The sequence below is a fragment of the Iamia sp. SCSIO 61187 genome (genome assembly GCF_019443745.1).
GTDB lineage: Bacteria > Actinomycetota > Acidimicrobiia > Acidimicrobiales > Iamiaceae > Iamia.
The window spans coordinates 3,555,749-3,581,183 of record NZ_CP050948.1; the positions used below are offsets into that span (position 1 = coordinate 3,555,749).

General features: G+C 75.2%; 20 protein-coding genes. 8 read left to right on the forward strand and 12 right to left on the reverse strand.

Annotation, left to right across the window (positions count from 1 at the left end; genetic code table 11):
• Positions 1–46: 46 nt before the first annotated feature.
• From HC251_RS16950 to HC251_RS16960, 3 genes are read right to left on the reverse strand one after another with little or no spacing between them, the layout of a single operon-like run.
• Positions 47–481: a thioredoxin gene (locus HC251_RS16950; RefSeq protein ID WP_219941788.1), complete on the reverse strand. Its 435-nt coding sequence runs from the start codon at positions 479–481 to the stop codon at positions 47–49.
• A 34-nt stretch (positions 482–515) separates the two neighbouring features.
• Positions 516–2,138: a DUF5719 family protein gene (locus HC251_RS16955; RefSeq protein ID WP_219941789.1), complete on the reverse strand. Its 1,623-nt coding sequence runs from the start codon at positions 2,136–2,138 to the stop codon at positions 516–518.
• On the reverse strand, positions 2,138–5,509 hold the full coding sequence (locus HC251_RS16960; protein WP_219941790.1) for a glycosyltransferase family 2 protein: 3,372 nt from the start codon (positions 5,507–5,509) through the stop codon (positions 2,138–2,140). The genes HC251_RS16955 and HC251_RS16960 overlap by 1 nt, the downstream gene beginning before the upstream one ends.
• 157 nt (positions 5,510–5,666) lie before the next feature.
• On the opposite strand from HC251_RS16960, the gene HC251_RS16965 reads away from it, so the two are divergent.
• Positions 5,667–6,140 carry a hypothetical protein gene (locus HC251_RS16965; protein ID WP_219941791.1) on the forward strand — a complete coding sequence of 158 codons (474 nt, stop codon included), beginning with the start codon at positions 5,667–5,669 and terminating at the stop codon, positions 6,138–6,140.
• Positions 6,141–6,218: 78 nt separating this feature from the next.
• Here HC251_RS16965 and HC251_RS16970 read toward each other — a convergent pair whose 3' ends face one another.
• From HC251_RS16970 to HC251_RS16980, 3 genes are read right to left on the reverse strand one after another with little or no spacing between them, the layout of a single operon-like run.
• The gene (locus tag HC251_RS16970) at positions 6,219–8,375 is read right to left on the reverse strand and encodes an FG-GAP-like repeat-containing protein (protein ID WP_219941792.1); all 2,157 of its coding nucleotides are present in this window, start codon (positions 8,373–8,375) and stop codon (positions 6,219–6,221) included.
• Positions 8,372–9,601 (reverse strand): SpoIID/LytB domain-containing protein, encoded by a 1,230-nt coding sequence (locus tag HC251_RS16975; RefSeq protein ID WP_219941793.1) that lies wholly within the window; start codon positions 9,599–9,601, stop codon positions 8,372–8,374. The genes HC251_RS16970 and HC251_RS16975 overlap by 4 nt, the downstream gene beginning before the upstream one ends.
• Positions 9,602–9,656: 55 nt before the next feature.
• Complete coding sequence (locus HC251_RS16980; RefSeq protein WP_219941794.1) at positions 9,657–10,088, reverse strand: hypothetical protein; 432 nt, start codon at positions 10,086–10,088, stop codon at positions 9,657–9,659.
• Positions 10,089–10,152: 64 nt separating this feature from the next.
• Between HC251_RS16980 and HC251_RS16985 the strand changes: the two genes are divergently transcribed.
• Entirely contained in the window at positions 10,153–11,208 is a 1,056-nt protein-coding gene (locus HC251_RS16985; RefSeq protein ID WP_219941795.1) for a DUF480 domain-containing protein, read from the forward strand.
• A gap of 10 nt (positions 11,209–11,218) precedes the next feature.
• On the opposite strand, the gene HC251_RS16990 is transcribed toward HC251_RS16985, so the two are convergent.
• Together HC251_RS16990 and HC251_RS16995 are read right to left on the reverse strand one after the other, a co-directional pair.
• Complete coding sequence (locus HC251_RS16990; protein WP_219941796.1) at positions 11,219–13,012, reverse strand: ABC transporter ATP-binding protein; 1,794 nt, start codon at positions 13,010–13,012, stop codon at positions 11,219–11,221.
• Positions 13,009–14,901 carry an ABC transporter ATP-binding protein gene (locus tag HC251_RS16995; RefSeq protein WP_219941797.1) on the reverse strand — a complete coding sequence of 631 codons (1,893 nt, stop codon included), beginning with the start codon at positions 14,899–14,901 and terminating at the stop codon, positions 13,009–13,011. Before HC251_RS16995 ends, HC251_RS16990 begins: the two co-directional genes overlap by 4 nt.
• Before the next feature lie 66 nt (positions 14,902–14,967).
• Here HC251_RS16995 and HC251_RS17000 point away from each other — a divergent pair, with 66 nt between their 5' ends.
• From HC251_RS17000 to HC251_RS17010, 3 genes are all read left to right on the forward strand, one after another.
• A complete protein-coding gene (locus tag HC251_RS17000; protein WP_219941798.1) occupies positions 14,968–16,296 on the forward strand; it encodes an AarF/ABC1/UbiB kinase family protein in 1,329 nt (442 codons plus the stop codon).
• 66 nt (positions 16,297–16,362) lie between these two features.
• Positions 16,363–16,911, forward strand: a complete 549-nt coding sequence (locus HC251_RS17005) for a DUF2752 domain-containing protein (RefSeq protein WP_219941799.1) — start codon at positions 16,363–16,365, stop codon at positions 16,909–16,911.
• A gap of 41 nt (positions 16,912–16,952) precedes the next feature.
• Positions 16,953–18,341, forward strand: a complete 1,389-nt coding sequence (locus HC251_RS17010; RefSeq protein ID WP_219941800.1) for a hypothetical protein — start codon at positions 16,953–16,955, stop codon at positions 18,339–18,341.
• A 46-nt stretch (positions 18,342–18,387) separates the two neighbouring features.
• Here the strand turns inward: HC251_RS17010 and HC251_RS17015 are convergent, their stop codons facing one another.
• On the reverse strand, positions 18,388–18,909 hold the full coding sequence (locus HC251_RS17015; protein WP_219941801.1) for a gamma carbonic anhydrase family protein: 522 nt from the start codon (positions 18,907–18,909) through the stop codon (positions 18,388–18,390).
• Positions 18,910–18,932: 23 nt separating this feature from the next.
• On the opposite strand from HC251_RS17015, the gene HC251_RS17020 reads away from it, so the two are divergent.
• A complete protein-coding gene (locus HC251_RS17020; RefSeq protein ID WP_219941802.1) occupies positions 18,933–21,095 on the forward strand; it encodes a S9 family peptidase in 2,163 nt (720 codons plus the stop codon).
• A gap of 82 nt (positions 21,096–21,177) precedes the next feature.
• Here HC251_RS17020 and HC251_RS17025 read toward each other — a convergent pair whose 3' ends face one another.
• Genes HC251_RS17025 through HC251_RS17035 form a run of 3 tightly spaced genes read right to left on the reverse strand, consistent with a single transcriptional unit; the run spans position 21,178 to position 23,832 of the window.
• The gene (locus tag HC251_RS17025; RefSeq protein WP_219941803.1) at positions 21,178–21,678 is read right to left on the reverse strand and encodes a flavin reductase family protein; all 501 of its coding nucleotides are present in this window, start codon (positions 21,676–21,678) and stop codon (positions 21,178–21,180) included.
• A gap of 20 nt (positions 21,679–21,698) precedes the next feature.
• Positions 21,699–22,871 carry an acyl-CoA dehydrogenase family protein gene (locus HC251_RS17030; RefSeq protein WP_219941804.1) on the reverse strand — a complete coding sequence of 391 codons (1,173 nt, stop codon included), beginning with the start codon at positions 22,869–22,871 and terminating at the stop codon, positions 21,699–21,701.
• A gap of 19 nt (positions 22,872–22,890) precedes the next feature.
• The gene (locus HC251_RS17035; RefSeq protein ID WP_219941805.1) at positions 22,891–23,832 is read right to left on the reverse strand and encodes an MBL fold metallo-hydrolase; all 942 of its coding nucleotides are present in this window, start codon (positions 23,830–23,832) and stop codon (positions 22,891–22,893) included.
• Between the two features lie 180 nt (positions 23,833–24,012).
• On the opposite strand from HC251_RS17035, the gene HC251_RS17040 reads away from it, so the two are divergent.
• Both HC251_RS17040 and HC251_RS17045 read left to right on the forward strand, forming a co-directional pair.
• Complete coding sequence (locus HC251_RS17040; protein ID WP_219941806.1) at positions 24,013–24,927, forward strand: alpha/beta fold hydrolase; 915 nt, start codon at positions 24,013–24,015, stop codon at positions 24,925–24,927.
• The gene (locus tag HC251_RS17045; RefSeq protein WP_219941807.1) at positions 24,924–25,433 is read left to right on the forward strand and encodes a nuclear transport factor 2 family protein; all 510 of its coding nucleotides are present in this window, start codon (positions 24,924–24,926) and stop codon (positions 25,431–25,433) included. Before HC251_RS17040 ends, HC251_RS17045 begins: the two co-directional genes overlap by 4 nt.
• The last annotated feature ends 2 nt before the right edge of the window (positions 25,434–25,435 follow it).

Here is a 25,435-nt window from a genome sequence, read left to right on the forward strand (position 1 = left end):
GGCTGCCGCCAGGCCCACCGGACCGCTCGTGTGCGGCACAGGCGCGCTACGAGTCTGGTTGCTCGACCTCGTCGCGGGCGTCGGCGACGGCGGCCCAGAGGTCGGCGGCCGAGGGCTCGCCCAGGAAGTGGCGGCGGACGGTGCCGTCGGGCCCGATGACCAGCAGGAGCGGGACGGCATCGACGCCGTAGCGCTGGTGGAGCGCGGCGTCGGTGACGGCGTCGATGTCCTGCACGGCGACCTCGTCGCTCTCCAGCTGGCGGGCCTTCTCCCACGTGGCCCGGCAGGCCAGGCACGTCGCCGAGCTGAACACGGCGACCATCCAGGGGGTGGTCGGCCGCACCAGGTCGGCCCGGTCGACGTGGTCGGGGACGACCCACGCCGGCCGGGTGGGGGCGTCGGTGCCGAGCCGCCGGCGGACGGCGAAGGCCACCACGCCGGCGAGCCCGGCGAGAGCCACGAGGACGAGGATCCGCTCCACGGGACCCAGGGTGCCAGGTGGTCGGGCGGGATCGTCAGTCGAGGACGACGAGCCCGCGGCGGAGCGGGATCCCGAGCGCGGTCGAGGTGCCCCGACCCGGCTCGGTCGTGGACCCCTCCTCGTCCGCGGCCTCCTCGCCCTCGTCGGCGGACGCCTCATCGTCGTCGCCGGCGGCGGTGGTGCGCTCGGCCAGCAGGCGCCGCTCGGCGACGACGGGGCCGTCCGCCAGGACCTCGACCGACGTCCGCCCCTCGGGCAGGTCGGCCGAGACGATGACCTCCCGGCGGGCGCCGGGGTCGAGGGCGAACGAGGTCACCGGCTCCCCGTCCTGGTCGACCAGCGCCGGCGAGGTCTGGCCGTCGCCGAAGGCCACCAGCTCGACCTGGACGGCGTCGTCGCCCGGGTTGGTCACGACGATGTGGCTGGCCTCGGCCCCGGGCTCGGCCCCGGCGGCGAAGGCCCACCCCTCGGCGGCCACGGGCGACCCGGTGGAGGTCGCCTCGCCGAGGTACGGCGCGGGCTGGTCCTCGGCCGCCTCGCCGGCGGCCGAGATCGTCCGCTCGGCGACGACGGGGACGTCGTTCTCGGAGCGGACCGTGATCGAGTGGGTGATGCCCAGCGGGACGGTCTCGATGTCGTCGACGTCGAGGACCGCCACCTCCCCGGGCGGCACCGTCAGCGGGAAGGCGTCGAGCACGCCGTTGCGGAGCGGGTCGTCGAGGGCGACCTCGACGGCGACGTCGGCGGCCTCCTCCCCGGGGTTGAACACGAGGACCCGCTCGTGGAGGAACCCGGCCCGGACGCTGGCGGGGAACGCCCACACCCGGCGGGCGGCGGGGACGCCCGGCGTGAGCGTCAGCCCCTCCCGGAGGAACGTCTCCTCCTCGGCCTCCTCGTCGGTGGTGGCCGCGCCCTGGCCGTCGAAGGTCTGGATGCGGTCGACGACGACCTGGCCGCGGGTCGCCTCGACGACGGTGGCGATGACGGCCCGCTCGGTCACCACGGCGGCGACGTCGACGGCGACGAGGGCGCCGGGCCCGACGCGCAGGCCCTGGAGGTCGGCCGGCTCGCGGACGCCGTCGTCGGTGTGGAACCGCAGGTCGACGCGGGCCTCGCCGGGGTACGGGTTGTAGATCGCCAGGGTGAGGGTGGCGTCGCGGGTGCTGGCCCCGCTCGGCAGGAGCCAGTGGTCCGACGCCCGTGACGAGCACGGGGCCACGTCGCGGCCGTGCTCGCCGACGACCTCGTGCTCGACCACGACGGTGCCCCCCTCGACCTGGACCTGGGCCGCGGCCCAGTCGGCCTCGAGCAGGTCGGCGACGCGGACCCGCTCGGTGGTGCGGGCCGGGACCTCGACCCGCTCGACGACGGGGTCGTCGTCCTCGCCGGCGGCGACGACGTGGACCATGCCCACGGCGTCGGTGTCGCCCACGTTGGCGAGGACGAGGGTGCCGTCGGCCGGGGTGTCGTCGCCGGCGGACTGGCCGGCGCAGAACCAGGATCCGTCGATGGCGTCGTCGGGGTCGGCGACGGGCAGCAGCGTCGCCGGGTCGACCGGGCCGATGGCGCTGGTGTCGCGCCCGGACCCGTCGCGGCCGACGATCAGGCCGCCGACCAGGAGGGCGGCGATGAGCACCAGGGGGGGCCAGCGCTTCATCACCGCTCGCCCTCCTTGCGCCGTCGGCGACGGCCCCGGCGCCCCGCGTCACCCTCGCCCGCGGCCTCGACCGGGGGGGCGTCGGTCGCCGCGGACGTGGCGGCCGTGGCCCGCTCGGCCAGCCCGGCGACGGCGGCGGCGGCGGCCTCGACGGGATCGACCACGGGGGCCGGTGCCGGCGGCGGCGCGGCCGCCGCCGCGGCGCGGCGCCGGGCCCCGCTCAGGATGCGACGCCGGGCGAGCAGGGCGACCGCCCAGAGGACGGGCTGCACGAGCACGAGGGCCAGGTGGGTCGCGGGCGTCCGGTACGAGAGCGTGCCGGTCCCGGCGCCGGGCTCGGCGAAGCGGGCGGCCCAGCCGAAGACCTCGCCGTCGGCCTCCTGGCTCCCGTCGACGTCGAGCTCCCAGCCCTCGGAGGGGACGGCGGCGACGACGTCGGAGTCGGCCGGGACCTCCAGCCGGTAGCGGTCGTGCTCCGGGCGGGCGGTGACCAGGCCCTCGGCCGCGCTGAGGTCGACGTCGACGGCCCCGGCGGGTTCGTCGGGCAGCTGGGCCGACGGCACGAGGGTGTGGGCCATCCCCCGCCACGCGGTGTTGCGGTAGACGAGCAGCGACCGGTCCGTCACGACCCGCTGGAGGTCGAGCTGGGCATCGAGCATGTCGGTGAGCCACCGCGGCGGCGGGGCGGACACACCGTCGTAGGCCTCCGGCACCGACCGGGTCGGGACCATGATGTAGCGGACGCCCTCCGGTCCGAGCAGCTCGCCCAGGTGGGCGGTCCGACCGTCGGCGCCGAGGCCGACGAGGTCGATGAGCCGCTCGGTGCTCTCGTGGCGGCGGCCGGCCCACAGGCTGGTGACGTCGGGCAGCCCGTCGGAGGTGGCGAGGGCGACGTCGTCGTCGTAGCGGTGGGCGCCGAGCGGCATGACCTCGGGGTCACCGAGCCAGAGGATCCGGGCGTCGCGGTCGCCGTCGGCGGTGAGGGGGGTGGCCGCGAACCGGTTCAGGTCGGCCTTGGGGACCTTCCACCGCCCGTCGAACACCCCGGGGGCGAGGGTGAGACCGCCGACCAGCACGGCCACGGCGGCCACGATCGAGGCGGCCTGGCGCCAGCCGAACTGGAAGTGGCGGAGGTCGACCTCGAAGGCGGCCATGCCGAGGGCGGCGCTGAAGGCGAGGGCCGCGGCGGCCGGGACGAGCAGGACCTCGGCGGGGGGCAGGTCGAAGGGCAGGGCACCCCGCTCGGCGAGGAGCAGGACCGTCCAGCAGGCCAGGGCCACGAACCAGGCCCGGATGGCCCAGGCCAGGCGCCAGCCGCGCCCGATGACCAGCGGGAGGGCGGCGGCCACGAGGAACGCCCACCCCAGCGGCGTGTTGCCGTACGGCCCGGTCTGGAAGCGGAGGAGCTCGCCGATGGGGCGGACGGCGGTCTGGTCGGCGCCGACCACGGCGGCCCACCCGCCCCCGTCGAGGAGCAGCGTGGCGCTCCAGGGGAGGTGGAGGACGACGGCGACGACCACCCCGCCCAGGGTGGCGCCGACGGCCTTGAGCAGCCCGGCGGTCCGCCCGGCCACGAGCGATCCGACGACGAGGCCCACGAGCACGACGCCTGCCAGCGGGATGATGGCGGGGGTGACGGTGGCGCCCAGGGCGAGGGCCACGCCGATCCCCAGGGCCCGGGCGGGGGCGCTGGTGACCGAGTCGATCACCACGTCGGCGTCCTCGGGCAGGTCCCGCTTGCCGAACGGCGCCAGGGCCATGGTCCGACCCAGCCCCAGCAGCACCCAGGGGATGACGGCGTAGGCGGCCAGGGCCGACAGGGTGCCGTGGGAGAGGGCGTTGTAGGGCACGGGGATGGCGGCGTAGACGACCACGGCCGCGGCCCCGGCCCGGATCGAGCCGATGGGCCGGCTGAGGCGCCAGATGCCCACGGGTCCGGCGGCGATGAGGCCGAAGACGAGCAGCTTCCGGGCCACACCGGTGGCGCCCAGGCTGAGCAGGCCACCGAGACCCAGGGCGCCCACGCCCGTCGGGGATGCGCCCGGCCCCCCGCCGCCGGTGGAGCGCCAGCCCGACAGGTGGTCGCGCAGGAGGTCGAGGGCCGACGCCGGCACCGCCGCCATCTCCCCGACGGCGGGCAGGGGCTCGAAGATCAGGTTGCGGCTGCCGATGGCGACCAGCCCGAGGGTGAAGATCACGGCCCCGAGGGCGATCCGGGTGAGCGGCGCCTGGAAGGTGCCGGTGAGGTCGCGCCCGGTGGCGGCGAGGGCGGCGAGGCGGTCGTCGGCCGAGCCGACCTGGCCCCGCAGGAAGGCGGTCAGCCGGGCGCTGCCCCGCACCTGCAGCTCGCGGACCTCGGCGTCGGGCACCGCCCGGGATCGGGCGATGGCGCGCCGCCGGCGGCGCAGGGCGCCGATCCGGCGCAGGTTCCACGTCCAGGCGCCGGCGACGTCGGCGGCGTGGCGCACCCGACCGGTGACGAGCACGCCGACGGCCTCGATCACGGCCAGGACCAGCGCCTGGGGCACGACCCGGACCAGGTGCGACCACCGGTAGCACGACAGCAGGGACCGGACCCGGTGGCGCTGCTGGAGCCGGCGACGGTCGTCGACCGGCCGGCGCGTGGCCAGGGCCTCGAGGTGGCGGACCCTCGCCGAGGGCACGACGAGCACCCGGGCCCCGACCACGTGCGCCCGCCAGCACAGGTCGACGTCCTCGCCGTGGAAGGTCATGCCGGGGTCGAACCCGCCGAGCGTGGCGAACAGGTCGGCGCGCACGAGCATGACGCCGCCGGCGACGTAGAAGACGTCGCGCACCGCGTCGTGCTGCTCCTGGTCGAGCTCGCCGGGCTCGGCCGACGGGGCCGGGACACCGGTCTTGTCGATGGCGCCGCCGACGGATCGGATCCGACGGGGGTCGTGCCAGTCGACCAGCTTGGGGCCGAGCACGCCGCCGTTGGTCCGGAACGCCTCCTCGACGAGGGCCCGCACCGCGCCGCGCGCCAGGGCCACGTCGTCGTGGCACAGCAGGTGGAAGGCGGCCCCCTCCACGAGGTCGAGGACCTGGTTGGCGGCGGCGCCGAACCCGGGGTCGTGGTCCAGGCGCTTGATGCGGGCGTCGGGGAGGACGGCGGCCACCCGGGCCGACGGGTCCTCGGCGCTGGCGGTGTCGACCACGAGCACCGAGAGGGCCTCGTAGGTCTGGGCCGCGAACGAGCGCAGCACCTCCTCGAACCACGGCCCGGGGTCGTGGGTGACGATCACCGCGACCACCGCCGGGGCGGCCGGGGAGCCGGGCTCGCCCGGCGGTTCCCGCTTCCCCAGCGGGACCGGCGGCGGCGCGTCGGCGGCGGGGGGTGCGACGTCACTCACGGGCGCGCCAACCTACCGCCTACCCCTCCCCGGCCCGGGTACCCCCGGGCCCACCCGCGGCCCGGTGAGACGGCAATCACACGGTCGTGTGCTTGCAACTGTTATGCAAGGTGCGTACCCTGGCGAGCAGACACCACGAACCGACGAGGAGCATCCGATGCCCGAGATCACCACCGACGACGTCACCAAGATCGCCAAGGACGCCCTCTACGTGGGCGTGGGCGCCGGCGTCATCGCCTTCCAGAAGGCCCAGGTCCAGCGGGTCGAGCTGACCAAGGCCGTCACCGCCCAGGTGGCCGAGGCCCGCACCCGCATCGACGACCTCGGCGGCACCGCCGAGAGCCTCCTCACCGAGGTCCGGGCCCGCATCGAGGCCCTCCTCGGCTCGCTCGACGCCGACGACGTCGTCAACGACGCCAAGACCCGCCTCGAGGTGCTCGCCAGCACCCTCGACGGCCGGGTGAAGCTCGTCGAGGAGCGCCTCGACTCCGTCGAGGAGCGCGTCGAGGCCGTCCTCGACGACCTCGAGGCCAAGCTCCCCGAGCAGGCTCGCGAGGTCGTCAAGCAGGCCCGCGAGGCCGCCCGCGACGCTCGCGAGCAGGTCCGCGCCGCCGTCGGCCGCGCCGCCTGAGCCACTCGACCGCGAGTCGGTCCCGCCCGACGAAGACCCGGATCCCCCCTGGTCCGGGTCTTCGTCGCGCCCGGCCCGCTACAGGACCCGTCCCCGGTACTCGGTGGTGTTGAGGAACATCTCGATCAGCCGGTGCGACGATGTGCCCGCCCGCATCCGGTCGACCCAGAAGGCCCACCCCCCCGGCTCGGGCGCCCGGTCGAGCAGGCCGATGTAGGCCATGGCCACCTCCACCGGGACGGCGAGGTGCGCCTGCGCCGAGGACGACCCGCTGAGCTGGGCGACCCACCCGGCCTGGCCCCGCTGGTCGATGACCGACCGGGCCGTGCTGCGCTCGCCGGCGGTGGGCGTGCGGCCGGTCAGGCGGGGGAACACGGCGTCGATGAGGGCGGCGTCGGTCTGCGGCGCCAGCTGGTCGAGCTGGGTCTGGGCCACGTCGGCGAGGGGGACGTCCTGCTGGAGGGCTTCCATCCCGGCCCGGATCTCGTCGGCCGGGCCGGGCGGACCGGTCTCCAGCCCCATGTGGACGCGCACCACCGGGGCGGCGACCCCTTCGAACTCGCCGCTGTTCATGAAGCCCCGGATGACCCGGGGGCCCGACCACGTGGTGCGCAGGCGGGCCGTCCAGAAGGCGGCGCCGTCGGCGTCGAGCTCCCGCCCGAGCAGGTCGCGGTACTGCTGGGCCACGAACGGGCGGCCGCAGGCGAAGGGGTGCCAGGGGGCCCGGTCCGCCTGCACCGAGTCCCGGCGGGGGCCCCGCTTGAAGGCGGGCCAGTCCTCGGCGCACAGCGGCGCGTCGGTGGTGAACACGGCCGTGCGCACGATGTCGCCGGCGCGCTCGGGTCCGGTGTGCCCGCCCACCCGGTAGAAGGCGGACTGGGCGATGATCGTCCGGCCGCCGAGCTCGGCGATGGAGGGCACCGCCGCGGTGTGCAGGTTGCCGTAGCTCCCGGGCAGCCGGTGCCCGGCCTCGAGCGAGCGGTCGCGCCCGTCGTAGACCCGCAGCTCCACCCCCGAGGTGGCGACGACCTCCTGGACGCCGTCGTCGTCGACGTCGGCGATGGTGACGCCGCTGTGGGAGACGTAGCCGCCGCACCGAGATCGGTCGTTGGCGTTGCAGGTGACCCACCGGCGGGCGCCGTCGGCCTCGAAGGCGTCGAGGTAGCCCGTCTCGGTGTTGACGACGACCTCGCGGGCCCCGTCACCGTCGATGTCGCCCACCGCGGGCTGCTGCACCACCTGGCCCTGGGTCACGACCGGCCAACCCCGCACCCGGGTCCGGGTCCGCAGGGTGACGGCGTGGACGAGGCGGCTGGCGGCGGACGGGGCGAAGTTGGAGCCGGTGCCGAACACCGCGTCCCAGCTCCCGTCGCCGTCCAGGTCGGTGATCACGGGCGAGGACCAGATGGTCTGGCCCGGGAACGACATGGGGTAGCCCGAGACGCGGCTGCCGTTGGCCCCGTGGAGGGCCCACAGGAGGCCACCGCCGGGGACGCCGAGGTTGTTGCCGGCGTAGATGTCCCCCCCGAGGACCACCTCGGGTCGGCCGTTGCGGTCGAGGTCGACGATGGCCGGCGAGGACCACAGGGTGTCCTCGAGGAACGCCCGCCACAGGAGGGTGCCGCCCGCGCTCCACGCGTAGACCGAGTGGTCGAAGCTCGCGGCGATGATGTCCTTGCGGCCGTCGCCGTTGACGTCGCCGATGGTCGGGGTGGCGAAGAAGCCGTCGGGGCGGCAGTCGACCCCCGGCGGGCAGTGCTGCGGCGCCCCCTGGCGGAACGTGCGGATGACGCCACCGGTCTGGCCGTTCAGCAGGACGACTCGGCCGTCCATGGTGGCGGCGACGACGTCCGGCCTGCCGTTCCCGTCGACGTCGTCGACGACGGGCGAGGCGTGGATCTCGGTGGCACCGAGGGCGCGCTGCCAGAGGCGGGCGCCGGTGTCGAGGCGGGTCGCGGTGATGGTGCCGTCGGGGGCCGCCACCACCAGCTCGGGCTGGTCGTTCCCGTCGAGGTCGGCGAGCGTCGGGGACGAGAACCGCTCGCGGGTGCCCGTCGAGGTGGCCCGGGTGGCGAACTGGACGTCGACCGTCCGCTGGAGCCGCAAGGTGGCGTCGGCGGCGCCGGCCGGCGCCGGTGGGGCGGTGGGGCCGGCGACGGCGGATGTGACGCCCAGCAGCAGGGCCCCCAGGGCGACGACGAGGCGGCGGGTGGCGGGGCGGCGACGATCGATCATGCGGTGAACCAGCTGCTCTTGAGGGAGAACAGCGCTCGGAGCTGCTCCCCGGTGAGGGTGACGTTGCCGCCGCTGAAGAGGGCCCGGACGGACGTGACCCGCCCACCCCAGTCCCCTCCGCCCGAGCGGGCCCACGAGTCGAAGCCGGAGAAGGTCCCCATGTCCCGACCCTGGCGGCGGTCGAAGGCGGCCTCGACAGCTGCCCGGGAGACGGTGACGGACCAGCTGTGGCTGGTGTTGCCGGCGATGTCGTCGCCGTCGTCGACGACCACGGGGAAGGCGCCCCCTGCGGTGCGGCCGCCGCTGGACGCGCCGAACTCGGTGCGGGCGATGCGGCCGTCGGGGAACGTCCGCACCTGGCCGGCGGTGGCGGCGATGGCTGCGTTGGTCCGGCGGTCCTCGTGGGGGACGACGGTGGACGATCCCGAGGCCCGGCGGCCGTAGCCGGCGTAGGCCTGGCAGGCCGAGGTGTCGCAGGTGGTGGCCCAGCTGCCCCACCGGGTGTCGCCCGACAGGGCGTAGGACCGGGCGGCGACGGCCTGGGCCCGCACGGCGGCGGCGCCACGGCCACCGCCGGCGTCGGCCCACGACGGCGACATCTCCTTGGGCACGATCGAGCGCAGCATCGACTCGATGTGCACCTCGTTCACGGTCACGATCGTCCCGAGGGCCTCCACGGCGCGGACGATGCCCCGGTAGTACGTCACCCCGGTGGACGTGCAGAGCTGCATCATGCGGTCGACGTCGTCGCCCTGCGGCAGGGAGGTCCGGACGGTGACGGCGCCGGCCTGGCGATCGCCGACGTGGGTCCACGGCCCCCCGCAGCCCGAGCCCCGGTACACCCGGAACCGGCCGGCGCCGAGGCGGGCGATGCGGACGGCTCCGACGTCGGCGCCGTAGCCGTCGACCCGCAGGGCGGCGTCGCCCTGGGTCACGATCAGGTCCCGGCCCTTGGTGGCGGTCAGGTACACCCGCTGCTGGGTGGCGGGCACGGCGGTCGTGCGGGTGCCGCCGTAGAAGTGGTCGAGGATGCGGCCGCCGCCCCACCCGTGGTCGACGGCGTAGCCCAGCGCCCCCCACTGGCCCATCCCCCGCCCGTGGCCCCAGCCGTGGCCCTGGAAGACGACCTGCTCGGGAGGGGTGCACGCCGCCAGCGGCGCCAGGGCGAGCAGGGTGACGAGCCCCAGCGCGGCGCGACGGAGCAGACGGCGTGGGGGGCGAGCCATCCCCCACCATCGGCCCCTCTCCGGGGGGGTTGAGCCCGGAGAGGGGCGGGGGCGGTCAGACCTCGGGGACGGGCCCGAAGAACCCGATCACCCGCACCAGGCGGCCCTCGGCGCCGACCTGGGCCACCTCGGTCCCGTCGATGACGACGGTGCCGTCGGGGGCGGTGAAGGCGAAGGCGTAGCGGGCGTGGTCGTGGTGGAGGTCGATCCCGCTGGTCCGGGTGAAGACGTGGTCGGGGTAGAGACCCGGGACCGACGCCGCCAGGGCGTCGATCTCGTCGTGCCCGGTGGCGGCGAAGAGCGGGTCGGCGAAGTGGCCCGCCGGCGCCCACGCCTGCTCGATGAGCGCCCGCCGGGTGGCGGCGTCGGGGGCGGAGAAGGCGGCCAGGTGGGCGTCGACGAGCGCGGCCACGCCGGCGACGTCCATCCCGGCGTCGGCGGAGGTGGGGTCGGTGGGCGTGGTGTCGGTGGTGGTGGTGTCGGTCATGGGTCCCACCATCTGCCGATGCCGGCCCGGCCACGACTACCTGGTGGGTCGTACGGTGGCCGTCATGGACATCGTGCTGACGCCGGCCGAGGCGCGGGTGCTGGGGAGCCTGCTCGAGAAGGAGCGCACGGTGCCGGCGACCTACCCGCTGACGATGAAGGCCCTGGTGTCGGCGTGCAACCAGACGTCGAGCCGCGACCCGCTCATGGATCTCTCGACCGTCCAGGTCGAGGCCGCGGTCGAGGGCCTGAAGGCCCACAAGCTGGTGCGGAAGCTGCTGCCCAGCCACGGCGATCGCAGCGTCAAGTACCGGCAGGTCGCCGTGGACGCCCTCGCCCTCGACGAGCCGCAGCGGGCCGTGCTCACCGTCCTGCTGCTCCGCGGCCCGCAGACGCCCCAGGAGCTCCGGACCCGCACCGAGCGCCTGCACCCCTTCGCCGACGCCGACGAGGTCGAGGAGGTCCTGCGCGACATGGCCGGGTGGGGCGACCCGCTCGTGCGGCTGCTCCCCCGCCGCCCCGGCCAGCGCGACGCCCGCTGGGCCCACCTCCTCGCCGGCGAGCCGGACCTCGCCCCGCCCGAGCCGTCGTCCCACGCCGCCCCGGCACCGGCGGCCGCCGCCCCGACCCCGGCCGCACCGGCCGCCGACCCCGCCGTCCACGGCCCGCTGGCCGCCCTGGCCGGCACCTGGTCGGGACCGGGTCGAGGGCACTACCCGACCATCGACCCGTTCGGCTACACCGAGCGGCTCGAGGTCGTGCCCCTGCCGGGCAAGCCCCGCCTCTCGTGGCGGACCTCCACCCGGGCCGCCGACGACGGGCGAGGGCTGCACGCCGACGCCGGCTTCCTCCGCCTCACCGACGACGGCGGCGTGGAGCTGGTCCTGGCCACGGCCTCGGGCCTGGTCGAGGTGAGCAGCGGCGTGGTCGAGGCCGACGGCGTCGCCCTCGAGATCGTCCTGTCGTCGGAGGCGGTGGTCGGCGCGCCCACGGCGAAGTCGGTGACCGCCACCGAGCGCACCTACCGCCTCGTGGGCGACACCCTCACCTACGAGGTCGCCATGGCCGCCGTCGGCCAGCCCCTCACACCCCACCTCACGGCCACGCTCACCCGCAGCTGACCGGCCCGGCTCAGCTGGCCTCGGGGAGGCCCGACGTCCAGGCCGCGTAGAGGCGGGCGTAGCGGCCGCCGGGGACCGCCACCAGCTCGGCGTGGGTCCCGAGCTCGGCCAGGTGGCCACCCTCGACCACGCCGACGCGGTCGGCGCGGGCCGCGGTGGTGAGCCGGTGGGCGATCACGATGGTGGTGCGCCCCTCCATCAGCCGCTCGACGGCCGCCTCGACCACCGCCTCGGTGCCGGGGTCGAGCGACGAGGTCGCCTCGTCGAGCACCAGGACTGCGGGATCGGCGAGCGCCGCTCTGGCCATGGAGACCAGCTGCTTCTCGCCCGCCGACAGCCGGGACCCCCGCTCGCGGACCTCGGTGTCGAGCCCGTCGGCGAGGGCGGCGAAGCGGTCGCGCACGCCGATGGCCTCGAGGGCGGCGTCGACCTCCTCGTCGCTGGCCCCGGCCCGGGCGACCCGCACGTTGTCCCGGATGGTGCCGTTGAACAAGAACCCCTCCTGGGGCACCACCGCGATCCGGTCCCGCAGCGAGTCGAGGCGGGCCGCGCGCAGGTCGACCCCGCCGAAGGCGACCGAGCCCTCGGTGGGGTCGTAGAAGCGGGCGACCAGCTTGGCCAGGGTCGACTTCCCGGCGCCGGTGGGGCCGACGAGGGCGAGGCGCTCGCCCGGCTCGATGACGAGGTCGACGTCGCGCAGGACGGGGTCGAGGTCGGCCCGGTAGGCGAACGACAGCCCCCGCACGGCGACGGCCCCGGTGGCCGGGAGGGCGACGGCACCGGCCGCCTCGGGGACGTCGACCTCGGTGTCGAGCACCTCGTAGAGCTTCTTGAGCCCGGCGCCGGCCGACTGGACCTGGTTGAACAGCTGCGAGAGCTGCTGGACGGGCTCGAACAGGTTCGACAGCGAGAGCACGAAGAGGGCGACGGTGCCGACGGTGAGGGTGTCCCCCACGACCAGGCGGCCGCCGATCCACACCACCAGGGCCGTGGCCCCGGTGCCGGCGATCTCGATCACCGGCAGGTACCAGGCCTGGATGCGGACCGAGCGCATGTGGGCGCCGTAGAGGGTCCGGTTGCGGTGCCCGAACCGCTGGGTCTCGGCTCCCTCGCGGGCGTAGGCCTGGATGACCCGCACCCCGCTGATGCCCTCCTGGAGGTGCGACAGGACCGAGCCGATGCGGTCCCGCACCGTCAGGTAGGCGGCGTTCGAGTCGCGCTGGAACTTCACGCTGGCCAGCACCACGAACGGCAGCGGGATGGCGACGACGAGGAGGAGCTGCCACGACGTGACCGCCAGCAGCACGAGGGTGAGCACGATCAGCAGGACGCTGGAGGTGAACTGGAGCAGGCCGAGCTGGACGAGCTCCTGCAGGGAGTCGATGTCCGAGGTCATGCGGGAGACGATGACGCCCGCCTTCTCCCGGTCGTAGAACGGCATCGAGAGCCGCAGGAGGTGCCGGAACACCCGCGTCCGCATGTCGCGCAGGAAGCTCTCGCCCACCCGGGAGATGAGCAGGATCTGCCAGCGGTTGATGGCGAAGCCCGTCAGCGACACGGCCACGTAGAGCCCGACGGCCCAGTTCAGCGCCCCGCCGTCGCGCTCCTTGATCCCGGCGTCGATGCCGTGGCGGACGAGGAAGGGGCCGGCGATGGTCGTCAGCGTGTAGCTGACCATCAGCACGAAGACGACGACGAGCGTGCGCCGGTAGGGGCCGAGGGTGCGGCCGGCCCGCCGCAGCACCTGGCCGGCCGCCTTGCGGTCGAGGCGGTCCTCCTCGCTGACGCCGGCGGAGACGATCACGACCCGCCCCCGACCGGCAGAGACGCACCCTCGTCGGCCCCCGCCCTCCCGGCCTGGGCCGCCGCCGCCTCGGCCGCCGCCGCCTCGTCGGCGGCGCTGGCCGAGGCCAGGACCTGGCGGTACCGGGCGCTCGAGGCGAGGAGGGACCGGTGGGTGCCGTCCGCGACGACGCGGCCACCGTCGACGAGCACGACCCGCTCGGCCAGGGCGATGGTGGCGGGACGGTGGGCGATCACGATGGTCGTCCGCCCCCGCATGACCTCGGCCAGGGCGTCGCGGATCTCGTGCTCCTTGGTGGGGTCGACGGCGCTGGTGGCGTCGTCGAGGATCAGGACCCGCGGGTCGGCCAGGATGGCCCGGGCGATGGCGATGCGCTGGCGCTGGCCGCCCGAGAGCGAGTAGCCCCGCTCGCCGATGAGCGTGTCGTAGCCCTGGGGCAGGTCGCTCACGAACTCGTGGGCGCCGGCCAGCCGGGCGGCCCGCTCGACGGCGGCGAGCGAGGCGTCGGGGTCGGCGAAGGCGATGTTGGCGCCGATCGAGTCGCTGAAGAGGAACGTGTCCTCGAAGACCAGGCCGACGGCCCGGCGCAGGTCGTGGAGGCCGACGTCGCGCACGTCGACCCCGTCGAGGCGGACGGCGCCGGCGTCGACGTCGTAGAACCGGCACAGCAGCCGGGCGACGGTGGACTTCCCGCTCCCGGTCCCGCCCACGACGGCGACCGACTGGCCGGCGGGGATCTCCAGGGAGAACCCGTCGAGGACCCGGGGCCCGGCGACGTCGCCGAAGGCGTAGCCGAAGCTCACGTCCTCGAAGGCGACGCGCCCGACACCGGGTCCGTCGCCGGCCGCGACCCGCGCCGGCAGCGGCACCGGGCGGCTGGGCTCGTCGACGTCGACGTCGGTGTCGAGGAGCTCCGCCACCCGCTCGGCCGAGGCCACCGCCCGCTGGGCCATGGCCACGATCCACCCCAGCATCCGCATGGGCCACACCAGGAGGGTCACGTAGGCGTTGAAGGCGACCAGCTCGCCCACGCTCAGCCGGCCGTCGATCACGAGGTGCCCGCCGTAGCCGAGCACGAGGATCAGGCCGACCGTGGGCAGCAGCTCGAGGGTCGGCCAGTAGCGGGCCCGGACGGCGGCGCCCGCCATCGACGCGTCGAACACGTCGTCGGCCTCGCGGCGCAGCCGAGTGTCCTGGACGCCCTCGGCGCCGAAGCCCTTGACGACGCGGACGCCGGCCACCGTCTCCTCGACCACCTCGGCCAGCTCGGCCGACTCCTGCTGCACCGCCATCTGGGTCGGGAACAGGTCAGCGCTCATCTTCCGGGTCAGGACGACCAGGAACGGCAGGGCGCCGAGGGACAGCAGCGTCAGCAGCGGGTTGATCGTCACCAGGATCACCGCCGTGGCCAGGACGGTGACGACGTTGGCCAGGGCCAGCGGGATGATGGAGAAGAAGTTCTGGAGCTGCTGGAGGTCGGTGTTGGCCCGGCTCATCAGCTGCCCGGTGGCCGTCCGGTCGTGGAAGGGGAACGACAGCCGGATCAGGTGGGCGAAGAGCCGGTCGCGCAGGTGGGCCTCGGCCCGGCGGGCCTCGCGGAAGGCCATGTACCGCCGGAGCCCGGTGCAGGCCGCGGTCACCGTCGCCACCAGGGCGATGACGACGGCCCAGTAGGTGATCCGCCCCTGGTCGCCCTGCTCCATCCCCTGGTCGATGGCCCGCTGCACGAGCGACGGGATGCTGACCCGGCCGACCGTCCACACCAGGCCGACGGCGACGCCGGCGAGGATCCCGGCCCACTGGACGCGCATCTGCCGGAGCAGCAGCCGCCACCCCTCGCGGGATCGGCCCGCGGGGGCCACGGCGTCGGATCCCCTGGCACGACGCACGGCGGCCGAGGCTACCGGTGGCACCGGTCACGACCCCAGGCGATTCGGCCGGTACGGTCGCGGCCCATGGCTCTGGCGGCATCACGGGGTGGCATCGCCTGGCGGTCCGCCGACATCACCGCCACCTTCGCCCGCCACCTGGCCCGGGTCGGCGACCCCCTCCCCCGCCGCCTGCGCACGGCCTTCACCGAGCTGGGTCCCACCTTCGTCAAGGTCGGCCAGGTGATCGCGTCCAGCCCGGGCCTGTTCCCGCCCGACTGGCGCGACGAGTTCGGCTCGCTGCGCGACCGGGTGCCGCCCTTCCCGACCGCGGTGGCCCGACGGATCGTGGAGGAGGACCTGGGCCGACCCGTCGCCAGCGTGTTCTCCGCCTTCGACGACGAGCCCCTCGCCGCCGCCTCCATCGCCCAGGTCCACGGCGCCCGTCTGCTCGACGGGCGGCACGTGGTGGTCAAGGTGCAGCGGCCCCGCCTCGACGAGCAGGTCCGTGACGAGCTGCGCGCCCTGCTCATCGTGTGCGAGCTGCTGGAGCGCATCCCCCAGGCGTCGGTCGGCTCGCCCCGCGCCCTGGCCGAGGACTTCGCCCGCACCCTCCACGAGGAGATGGACTTCCGGCTCGAGGCCGAGAACATGGACCGGATGCGGCGCATCCTCGTCGAGTCGCAGATCGACGACTGCCGGGTCCCCGAGGTGCACCACGACCTGGTGGGTCGGCGGGTGCTCACCATGGAGCGCATCGACGGGCTGCAGTTCGGCGACGTCGAGGCCATGCACGCCGCCGGCATCGACACCGAGCGGCTGCTGCGGCTCGGCGTGCAGACGGTCGTCGAGGGGGTCCTCGTCCACGGGTTCTTCCACGGCGACCTCCACGCCGGGAACATGACCGTCCTGCCCGACGGCACCTTCGTCCTGTTCGACTTCGGCATCGTCGGCCGCCTGACCGAGTCGACCCGGACCCGCCTGGCGACGTACCTGATGGCGGTGACGACCAACGACTACCCGGCGATGGTGCGTGCCCTCCGGTCGTTCGGCTCGGTCCCGCCCGACGTCGACGTGGACGACATGGCCCGCACGATCCAGGAGCTCTACGAGCCGTTCGTCCAGGAGGGCGTGGTGACCGCCCAGCTGGGCGAGCTGATGGACACCATGATCCGCTCGATGGTCCGGTACCGGGTCCGCATCCCCCGCGAGCTGGTGCTCCTGACCAAGCAGATGCTGTACCTCGAGGGCGCCGCCGCCACCCTGGCCCCCGACGCCGACCTGCTCGAGGAGCAGACCCTCATCTACGCCACGCTCATGACCAAGTACCCGGACCTGGCCATGGAGATCGGGCGGGCCCTCGAGCGGGGCCGGGAGATGGACGAGGCCATCGCCGCCGGGCACGCCGTGCCGTAGCCAGGCGGCGGTGACCCGACCCCGGTGCGCTCCCGCCGGGCGGCCCCCTCCCGTACAGTGGCCGGCGTGACGGCGACGACCGATCCCGGCGCCCGGACCGGGCCCGACCCGACCTGGCCGCCCGCCCCGAGCGGTCCGTCGGCGCTCGACCGCCTCCGGGCCTGGAGGCCGTGGGCCCCGCCCGCCCTCGTCGGCGGGCTCGTCGGCCTGGCCACCGCCTACACGGCGTGGAACGACCCCACCACCGGCGGCGGGGTGTTCCCCGGGTGCCCCCTGAAGGAGCTGACCGGGCTGGACTGCCCGGGCTGCGGCGGGACGCGCGCCGTGCACGCCCTGACCAACGGCGACATCGAGACGGCGTTCGACCACAACGCCATGCTCACCATCGTGCTCCCCCTGCTGGCCCTCGCCTGGGGCATCTGGATGGTCCACGCCGTCCGCGTCACCCTGGCCCGGCGGCGGGCGACCGCGGGCCCGTCGTGGCCCGCCCTCCTGCGGGCCCCGCAGCTCTCGCAGCGGGGCTGGCTGGGCGTCATCGCCGTGATCGTGGCCTTCGCCGTGATCCGGAACATCGGTGCGGTGCCGCTCCTCGACTACCTGAGCAGCGAGGCCTGACCCCACCGCTCAGGACGGCTCCGTCGCGGCCGATCGGCAGCGTGGTGCTGGTCGACGAGCTGCTCATCCCCCATCCCGACGGGCCCGTCAGCCTGCGCCTCGACGAACGGGTCACGGTCGTGACCGGGGTCGACGCCGCGTCCCGCACCCGGCTGGCCGACCTCCTGGTCACCGGTCTCGCCGGAGCGGGCCCGGCGACGGTCCTGGTGCGGGACGACCTCGGCCGGCGGGGGCGGATCGAGCCCGGCACGACCGCCGACGACGCGCCCGCCGGGCCCGAGGCCGTGGCCGAGGTGGCGCGCCTCGTCGTCGTCGGCCCCGCCGACCTGGGCCTGGGTGACGGTCCGCCCGACGCCGCCGTCGCCGCCGAGCGGGCGGCCGCGACCCTCGCCCACCGGGAGCTGGAGCGCGAGCTGGCGACCCTGGAGGCCGGCGCCGCCGAGCGGTCCCGGCTGGTGGCCGAGCTGGGGGGTGGGGCCGGGCCGGCGGGACCCGCCGCGGCCTCGGGTGACGAGCGGACGCCCGACCTCGAGGCCGTCGCCGCCGCCGCGCCCCGCATCGACGAGCTGCTCCGTCGCCGGCAGGCGGCCGAGGACACGCTCGACCGCACCGCTGCGGTGCTGCGCGTCGTCGACGATCCCCACCTGCCCCCGACGCCGGCGGCGGGCGACCCGCGGGCCGCCGGCGGACCGCTGGCCACCAGCGTGCTGGCCGCCCTCGACGTCGTGCGGCGCGTCGGCGGCCGGGACCCCGATCCCGGGCGCGACGCCGACCGCCAGCGGGCCGAGGCCGACGCCCGTGCCGCCCTCGACCGGGCCCGGGGCGAGGTCGAGCGAGCCCAGGCCGAGGCGCGCGCCGAGGTGGGGACCTGCGACCAGGAGCTGACCGCCCTGGCCCGGGCGGCCGACGTCACCGTCGGGGCCGATGGCCCCGGACCCGCGCTCACCGCCGCCCTGGGTCTGCGCCGCAGGCGCGGGTCGGGACCCGCGCCGCAGGCCGGCGAGGCCCTCCCCGACGACCCCGCGGCCCGCCTCGTCGCCCGACGGCGGGCCACCCTCCAGGCCCGGCTCGCGGACCTCCCCGACGACGCCGCCGTGACCGCCGCCCGCCGGCGGCTCGACGCCGTGGCCGACCGGCTGGCCCGCCTCGACGACGGGGGCGGCGCCGACGTCGACCGGGCCCGGGCCGCCCTCATGCGCCGGGTGGCGATGCTCCGGCCCGACGGCACCGCCAGCGTCGCCCCCCTCGTGCTCGACGAGGCCCTCGTCGGCCTGGCCGCCGACGACCTGTGCGACCTCCTCGACCTGGTCGCCCGGCTGGCCGACCACACCCAGGTGGTCGTGCTCTCCGGCGATCCCGTCGTCGGCACGTGGGCCCGCCACCGCGCCGAGCGGGGCGAGCTGCGCCTGGTCGAGCTGGCGTCGGCCTGACCGGCGCCGGGTCGGCCTGACCGCTCGGCTGGCGCCCCGCCGGTCCTCAGTCCAGGCGGCGGAGCTCGTCGCGGTAGCGGGGGATGCGGTCGGTGTAGGCCTTGGCACCGAGCTTGATCATGGTGTCGGGGTCGACCCGGCCCTCCTTGATCACCGCCGGGACGCCGAGGGCCATGGCCCGGCTCGGGACCTCCATGTTGTTGGGGACCAGGGCGTTGGCCCCGACCAGGGCCTCGGAGCGGACGACGGCGTTGTGCAGCACGACCGAGCCCGACCCCACGAGGGCCCCGTCCTCGACGGTGCAACCCTCGAGGTGCACGTTGTGGCCGATCACGCAGTCGTCGCCGACCGTGGTCGGGGTGTACGGCGTGGTGTGGATGATCGTGCCGTCCTGGATGCTGGTCCGGGCGCCGATCACGATGTGGCCGTCGTCGCCCCGGATCACCGCCGTGGGCCACACCGACGACCCGGCGCCGATGGTCACCGAGCCGATGACGACGGCGTCGGGGTGCACGTAGGCGTCCGGGTGGATCGAGGGCTCCTGGTCGCCGAGGGCGTAGATGGGCATGGGCCGACCGTATCGTCGGGCGGGTGACCGACAGGGCCCCCGAGCCACCCGCCGTCCTCCGCTTCGCCACCGCGGACCCGCCCGTGGCCGAGCGCCGTCCCGCCACCCGGACCCGCCACGGCACCACCGACGCCGACGACCTGGGCTGGCTGCGCCACCACGACGACCCCGCCCTCCTGCCCCTGCTGGAGGCCGAGGACGCCCACGCCGATGCGGTCCTGGCGCCGCTGGAGCCGCTGGTCGACCGGATCGAGGGCGAGATCCGCGAGCGGACGCAGGAGGACGACCTCTCCGTCCCGCACCGCAAGGGGGCGTGGTGGTACCAGTCCCGCACCGTCGAGGGCGCGTCCTACGCCATCCACGAGCGGCGCCCCGACGCCGGCGACGGGTCGGGCCCGGTCCCCGACGCCGATCCGGTGGTCATCCTGGACGAGAACGCGCTGGCCGAGGGCCACCCCTACCTGTCGCTGGGGGTGGCCGACATCAGCCCCGACGGCTGGCTCCTCGCCTACGCCGTCGACCACGACGGCTCCGAGGCCCACGAGCTCCGGGTGCGCGACCTCCGCACCGGCGCCGACCTCGACGTGGCCATCGCCAACGTGTCCTACGGCTTCGGGTGGGCCGCCGACAGCTCCGGGTTCTGCTACACGACCCTCGACCCGTCCCAGCGGCCGTGGCGCGTCCACTCCCACTTCCTCGGCTCCGACCCCGCCGGCGCCGAGGACTCGCTCCTCCTCGAGGAGCCCGACGACCGGTTCTGGGTCGGCGTCGGGGCCAGCCGCAGCGGCGACCTGATCACCATCGACGTGAGCAGCGCCATCACCTCCGAGCTGCACCTCGTCGACGCCCACGCCATCGAGGACGGGGCCACCCTGGCGATCCCCCGCCGCCACGGCGTCGAGGTCCAGGCCGCCCACCACGGCCACTGGCTGTACCTGGTGTCCAACGACGAGGCCCTGGACTTCGCCCTGTGGCGGGCGCCCCTGGCGGCCGCCGACCGGGGCCGGTGGCAGCCGATCATCCCCCACCAGCCGGGGACCCGGATCGTCGGCGTCGAGGCCTTCGCCGCCCACCTCGTCGTGCACCTGCGCACCGGCGGCCGCCCCGCCCTGCGGGTGATCGACGGGGCCGCCCTCGAGGGCGAGGACCCGCCCGCCCTCGACGCCGTCGCCGCCGCGAGCCGCGACCTCACCTTCCCCGACGCCGGCTACTCGTTGGGCGGCGGGGCCAACGAGGAGTGGGACACCACCCGCTACCGGTTCTCGTACCAGTCGCTGACCACCCCGGGGACGGTGCTCGAGGAGGACCTGGCCACCGGTGAGCGGGTCCAGCTCAAGCAGACCCCGGTCCTGGGGGACTTCGACCCCGCCCGCTACCGGACCGAGCAGGTGTGGGCCCCGGCGGCCGACGGCACCCTCGTCCCGGTGTCGCTCGCCTGCCGGGCCGACCACGCCCTCGACGGCGCCGCCCCGCTCGTGCTCCACGCGTACGGCGCCTACGAGATCAGCATGGACCCGTGGTTCTCCATCCCCCGGCTGTCGCTCCTCGACCGGGGCGTCGTGTTCGCCATCGCCCACGTGCGGGGCGGGGGCGAGATGGGCCGCTCCTGGTACGAGGACGGGAAGCTCCTGGCCAAGCCCCACTCGTTCTCCGACCTGGTGGCGGCGGCCGACCACCTGGCCGACGCCGGCTGGTGCGCCCCCGACCGCATCGCCATCCGGGGCGGGTCGGCCGGCGGCCTCCTCGTCGGCGCCGCCACCAACCTGGCCCCGGAGCGGTTCCGGGCCGTGGTGGCCGAGGTGCCGTTCGTCGACGCCCTGGCCACGATCCTCGACCCCGACGCGCCCCTCACCGCCACCGAGTGGGAGGAGTGGGGCAACCCCATCACCGACCCCGAGGTGTTCGCCACCATGCGGGCCTACAGCCCCACCGAGAACGTCGGCACCGGGCCCTACCCGGTCGTGCTGGCGACGGGCGGGCTGCACGACCCCCGGGTCGGCGTCCACGAGCCGGCCATCTGGGTGCAGCGCCTCCGGGAGCGGACCGAGCCCTCCCCCGATCGTCCGGTGATCTTCCGGGTCGAGCTGGGCGCCGGCCACGGCGGCCCCTCCGGCCGCTACGACGCCTGGCGCCGCGAGGCCGAGACCCTCGCCTTCCTCCTGACCGCCCTCGAGGTCGAGGCCTAGCGCTCCAACGAGGCGGAGCCACGTCCGCCGACCCCGCCCCGCCACCCCAGCCGGAGTCAGCGGACGTGCTCGACCCTTCTCGTCAGCGTTCCAACGAGGCGTAGCCGCCTCGGTAGAAGATGAGGGGATGGGCCTTGACGTCGTCGGCGACGGCGAGGTCGTGGACCCGGCCGACGACCAGGTCGTGGTCGCCGGCGGGGTGGACGGCCTCGAGCTCGCAGTCGATCCAGGCCACCACGTCGTGGATGCGGGGGGCGCCGGACCAGGGGGCGGCGTCGTAGCCGATGCCGGCGAACTTGTCCTCGCCCTTGCCGGCGAAGACCCGGCAGACGTCCTCCTGGTGGTCGCCGAGCACGTTGACGCAGAAGCGGCCCGCCTCGCGGATGCGGGGCCAGCTCGACGACTGGCTCCCGGCCGCGAACCCGACCAGCGGCGGATCCAGCGACACCGAGAAGAACGAGCCCACCGCCAGGCCGACCTTGCCGGCGTCGTCCTCGGCCGAGATGACCGTCACCCCCGTCGGGAAGTGGCCGAGCACCGTCCGGAACTTCGAGGGGTCGATGGCAGTGGGGTGATCTGACACGCCGTCACGTTAGGCGGGGCTCAGTAGGACCGAGGCAAGCCCAGGACCTGCTGGGCCAGGTAGTTGAGGGTCATCTCCTGGCTCACCGGGGCGACCCTCATGATGCGGGCCTCGCGCCAGTAGCGGCCGACGTGGTACTCCTCGGCGAACCCCAGCCCGCCGTGCACCTGGAGGACGCGGTCGCAGGCGTCGAAGCCGGCCTCGGCGGCGAGGTACTTGGCCGTGTTGGCCTCCTCCCCGCACGGGAGGCCGTGGTCGTAGCGCCAGGCCGCCAGCTGCACCATCAGCCAGGCCGCCCGCAGCCGGGCGTGGGCGTCGGCCAGCGGGTGGCTGAGGGCCTGGTTGGCGCCGATCGGGCGGCCGAAGACCTGGCGCTCCTTGGCGTAGGCGATGCCCCGCCGGAGGGCGGCCAGCCCGGTGCCGATGGCCTCCGCCGCGATCAGGATGCGCTCCGGGTTGAGCCCGCTCAGCAGGTGCCGGAAGCCCCGGCCCTCCTCGCCCACCAGGCGCCAGCCCTCGACCGGGAGCTCGTCGTAGAACACCTCGCAGCTGCCGACGGCGTTGCGGGCCGTCTTGGGGATGGGCCGGACGGTGACGTGGGCGGGATCGAGGTCGACGAGGAAGAGGCTCAGCCCGTCGAGCCCGGCCTCGGCCTCGCCGGTGCGGGCCAGCAGCAGGCACACCTCGGACTCCTCGGCCTTGGAGGTCCAGATCTTCTGGCCCGAGATGCGCCAGCCGCCGTCCTCCCCGATCGTCGCGTCGGGCGTGGCCCGGGTGGCGATGCGCGACGTGTCGGTGCCGGCGGTCGGCTCGGTGACGCCGAAGGCGACGTGGAGGTCGCCGGCGGCGGCGCGCGGGAGGAACGCCTCCTGCAACCGCTCGCTCCCGAACCGGACGACCGGCTCGAGCCCGAAGACGGTGAGGTGCAGGGCGGTGCACCCGTTCATGGCCGCCCCCGACGCCGCCACCTCCCGCATGAGGATGGCGGCCTCGGTGATCCCGCACCCGCCGCCGCCGAAGCGCTCCGGGATGGCGACGCCGACCCACCCGCCGGCGACCATGGCGTCGTAGAACTCCCACGGGAACCGGTGGTCGCGGTCGCAGCCGGCCCAGTAGTCGTCGTCGAACTCGGCGCACACGGCCCGGACCCCGGCGGCGACGGCCTCGTGGTCGGGGTCCTCGGCCAGGTCCACGGGGGTGGAGAGGGGGCCGCTAGCGGCGGCCGGCGGCCACCGCACCCCGGGACGCCACCCCGTCGGAGTCGACCGCGACCGGCCGGACCGTGGGGCCGGACGGGGTCTCGGGGCGGCGGTGCAGCGACACCGTGGTGCCCTCGGCGGCGGCGATGACCTCGGCCAGGCCCCGCGCCGCGCCCTCCTGGCGGGCATGGCGCAGCAGGGCGTCGACGCCCTCGTCGTGGCGCTCGGGGTCGTGGTGGAAGAGGGCCAGGCGGGAGGCACCGGCGGTGGCGGCCACGTGGACGGCGTAGTCGACGGTGCAGTGGCCCCAGTCGGACTTGCCCGAGAAGTCGTCCGGCGTGAACTGGGCGTCGTGGATGACCAGGTCGGCGCCCTCGCACAGGGCCAGCGCCCCCTCGGCGATCCGGTCGGTGCCGTCGACGGGCTGCTGGTGGTCGCTGATGTAGGCGATGACGACGCCGTCGACCTCGACCCGGTAGCCGTTGGTGGCGCCCACGTGGGGCACGGTGCGGGCGGTGACGGTGGCCCCGTCGACCTCGACGGTGTCGCCGTCGTCGAAGTCCACGAAGTCGATGTGGCCGTGGAGCTGCTCGGCGGTGACGGGGAAGTACGGCGGCCGGAGGAACTGGCCGAACGCCTCGGCCAGGCTGAGGTCCGACTGCGGGCGCGGGGCGCGCACGGTGAGGTGGGCGCCGGGGGCGAGGACGGGCACGAAGAACGGCAGGCCCTGGACATGGTCCCAGTGGATGTGGGTGACGAAGGCGTGCCCGGCGAAGGTGCCGTCGCAGGGCTGGGTCTGGCCGAAGAACCGGAGACCGGTGCCGAGGTCGAGGATGATGGGGAGGCGGCCGGGGCGCTCGATCGAGACGCAGGCGGTGTTGCCGCCGTAGCGGCGGTTGGCGTCGCACGGACAGGGGGTCGAACCTCGGACTCCCCAGAACGTGATGTCGACCATGCGCTGTCCCCTTGTCACCCGCCCCAGGTGGCGCCGCACCGTAGTCGCGGTGACCGGTGCCTGGACTGTGTGTGACAGGAATCTCAGATACGACGGCAAGCGCCACGATCCCTGGCGCGAGCGATCGTGAACGTGGTCACGCGGAACGGGGTGACCGGCGCCCCGCTACCGTCCCGCCCGATGGACACCGACACCGCCTCCGGCCTGGCGATCGAGCGCACCGACCTGGGCGACCTCGACGTCGCCTGGCTCACCGACCCGGCGGCCGATGCCTCCGCGCCCCTCGCGCTCCTGCTGCACGGCTTCCCCGACGCGGCGCCGACGTGGCGCCACCTGATCCCCGACCTGACCGCCGCCGGGTTCCGCCCGGTGGCCCCGTGGCTCCGGGGCTACGCCCCGACGTCGGTGCCGGCCGACGGGCTGTACCAGGTGGGCGCCCTCGCCCGCGACGCCAGCCGCCTCCACGAGGCCCTCGGGGCCGACGACCGGGCCGTGATCGTCGGGCACGACTGGGGCGCCATGGCGACCTACGCCGCCGTCGGCTGGGAGCCCGACCGCTGGCGCCGGGCCGTCACCATGGCCGTGCCCCCGGCCGGGGCCATGTTCGGCGGGTTCACGTCCTACGACCAGCTCCGGCGCAGCTGGTACATGTTCTTCTTCCAGAGCCCCCTCGCCGAGGGCGTGGTGGCCGGCGACGACCTGGCCTTCATCGACCGGCTGTGGGCCGACTGGTCGCCCGGCCACGACGCCGGCGACGACCTGCCGGCGGTGAAGGACGCCCTCCGGGACCCGGCCAACCTGGCCGCCGCCCTCGGCTACTACCGGGCGACGCTGGGCGACGGCCCCACCAGCCCCGACCTCGACGCCCCCCAGGCCGGGTGGATGACGCCGACGCCGGTCGCCACCCTCTACCTGCACGGCGCGACCGACGGCTGCCTCGGCGCCGAGCTCGTCACCGGCGCCGAGGCCCAGCTGCCGGCGCCCGGCTCGCGGGCCCAGGTGCTGGACGGGGTCGGGCACTTCCTGCACGTCGAGGCGCCCGAGCTCGTCAACCCCCTCGTCACCGCCTTCCTCACCGAGGAGACCCCCGCATGAGCGCCCCCGGCCTCACCCCCGACGACCTCGTGGAGATCCACCTGATCGAGCGGCTCAAGTACGCCTACCTGCGCTGCCTCGACCAGAAGCTGTGGGACACGATGGAGACGCTGCTGACGCCCGACGTGGAGGCGACCTACTCCGGGGGGGCCAACGCCCACTCCGGGCGTGACGCGGTGATGGACTTCCTGCGGCGCACGATGGGGTCCGAGACGTTCCACTCCTCGCACCACTGCCACCACCCCGAGATCGACCTCGACGGCCCCGACCGGGCCACCGGCACGTGGGCGCTCGAGGACACCGTCCACCTCCTCGACTACGACCTCACCATCCGGGGGGCGGCGTTCTACGAGGACACCTACGTCAAGGTCGACGGCCGCTGGCTGATCGCGGCCACCGGCTACAAGCGCCTGTGGGAGGAGATGTCGCCCCGGGGGTCGATCGAGGGCCTCCAGCTCACCGCCAGCTGGTGGCGCACCGACGGCCGCTCCTCCCTCACCGGCTGACG

Bases quoted from the DNA above. Each gene is read 5' to 3' on its own strand.
- HC251_RS17040 (WP_219941806.1), top strand. From the start codon at position 24,013: ATGGACACCGACACCGCCTCCGGCCTGGCGATCGAGCGCACCGACCTG.
- HC251_RS16980 (WP_219941794.1), bottom strand. From the start codon at position 10,088: ATGACCGACACCACCACCACCGACACCACGCCCACCGACCCCACCTCC.
- HC251_RS17015 (WP_219941801.1), bottom strand. From the start codon at position 18,909: ATGCCCATCTACGCCCTCGGCGACCAGGAGCCCTCGATCCACCCGGAC.
- HC251_RS17045 (WP_219941807.1), top strand. From the start codon at position 24,924: ATGAGCGCCCCCGGCCTCACCCCCGACGACCTCGTGGAGATCCACCTG.
- HC251_RS16975 (WP_219941793.1), bottom strand. From the start codon at position 9,601: ATGGCTCGCCCCCCACGCCGTCTGCTCCGTCGCGCCGCGCTGGGGCTC.
- HC251_RS16970 (WP_219941792.1), bottom strand. From the start codon at position 8,375: ATGATCGATCGTCGCCGCCCCGCCACCCGCCGCCTCGTCGTCGCCCTG.
- HC251_RS17035 (WP_219941805.1), bottom strand. From the start codon at position 23,832: ATGGTCGACATCACGTTCTGGGGAGTCCGAGGTTCGACCCCCTGTCCG.
- HC251_RS16955 (WP_219941789.1), bottom strand. From the start codon at position 2,138: ATGAAGCGCTGGCCCCCCCTGGTGCTCATCGCCGCCCTCCTGGTCGGC.
- HC251_RS17000 (WP_219941798.1), top strand. From the start codon at position 14,968: ATGGCTCTGGCGGCATCACGGGGTGGCATCGCCTGGCGGTCCGCCGAC.
- HC251_RS16965 (WP_219941791.1), top strand. From the start codon at position 5,667: ATGCCCGAGATCACCACCGACGACGTCACCAAGATCGCCAAGGACGCC.
- HC251_RS16985 (WP_219941795.1), top strand. From the start codon at position 10,153: ATGGACATCGTGCTGACGCCGGCCGAGGCGCGGGTGCTGGGGAGCCTG.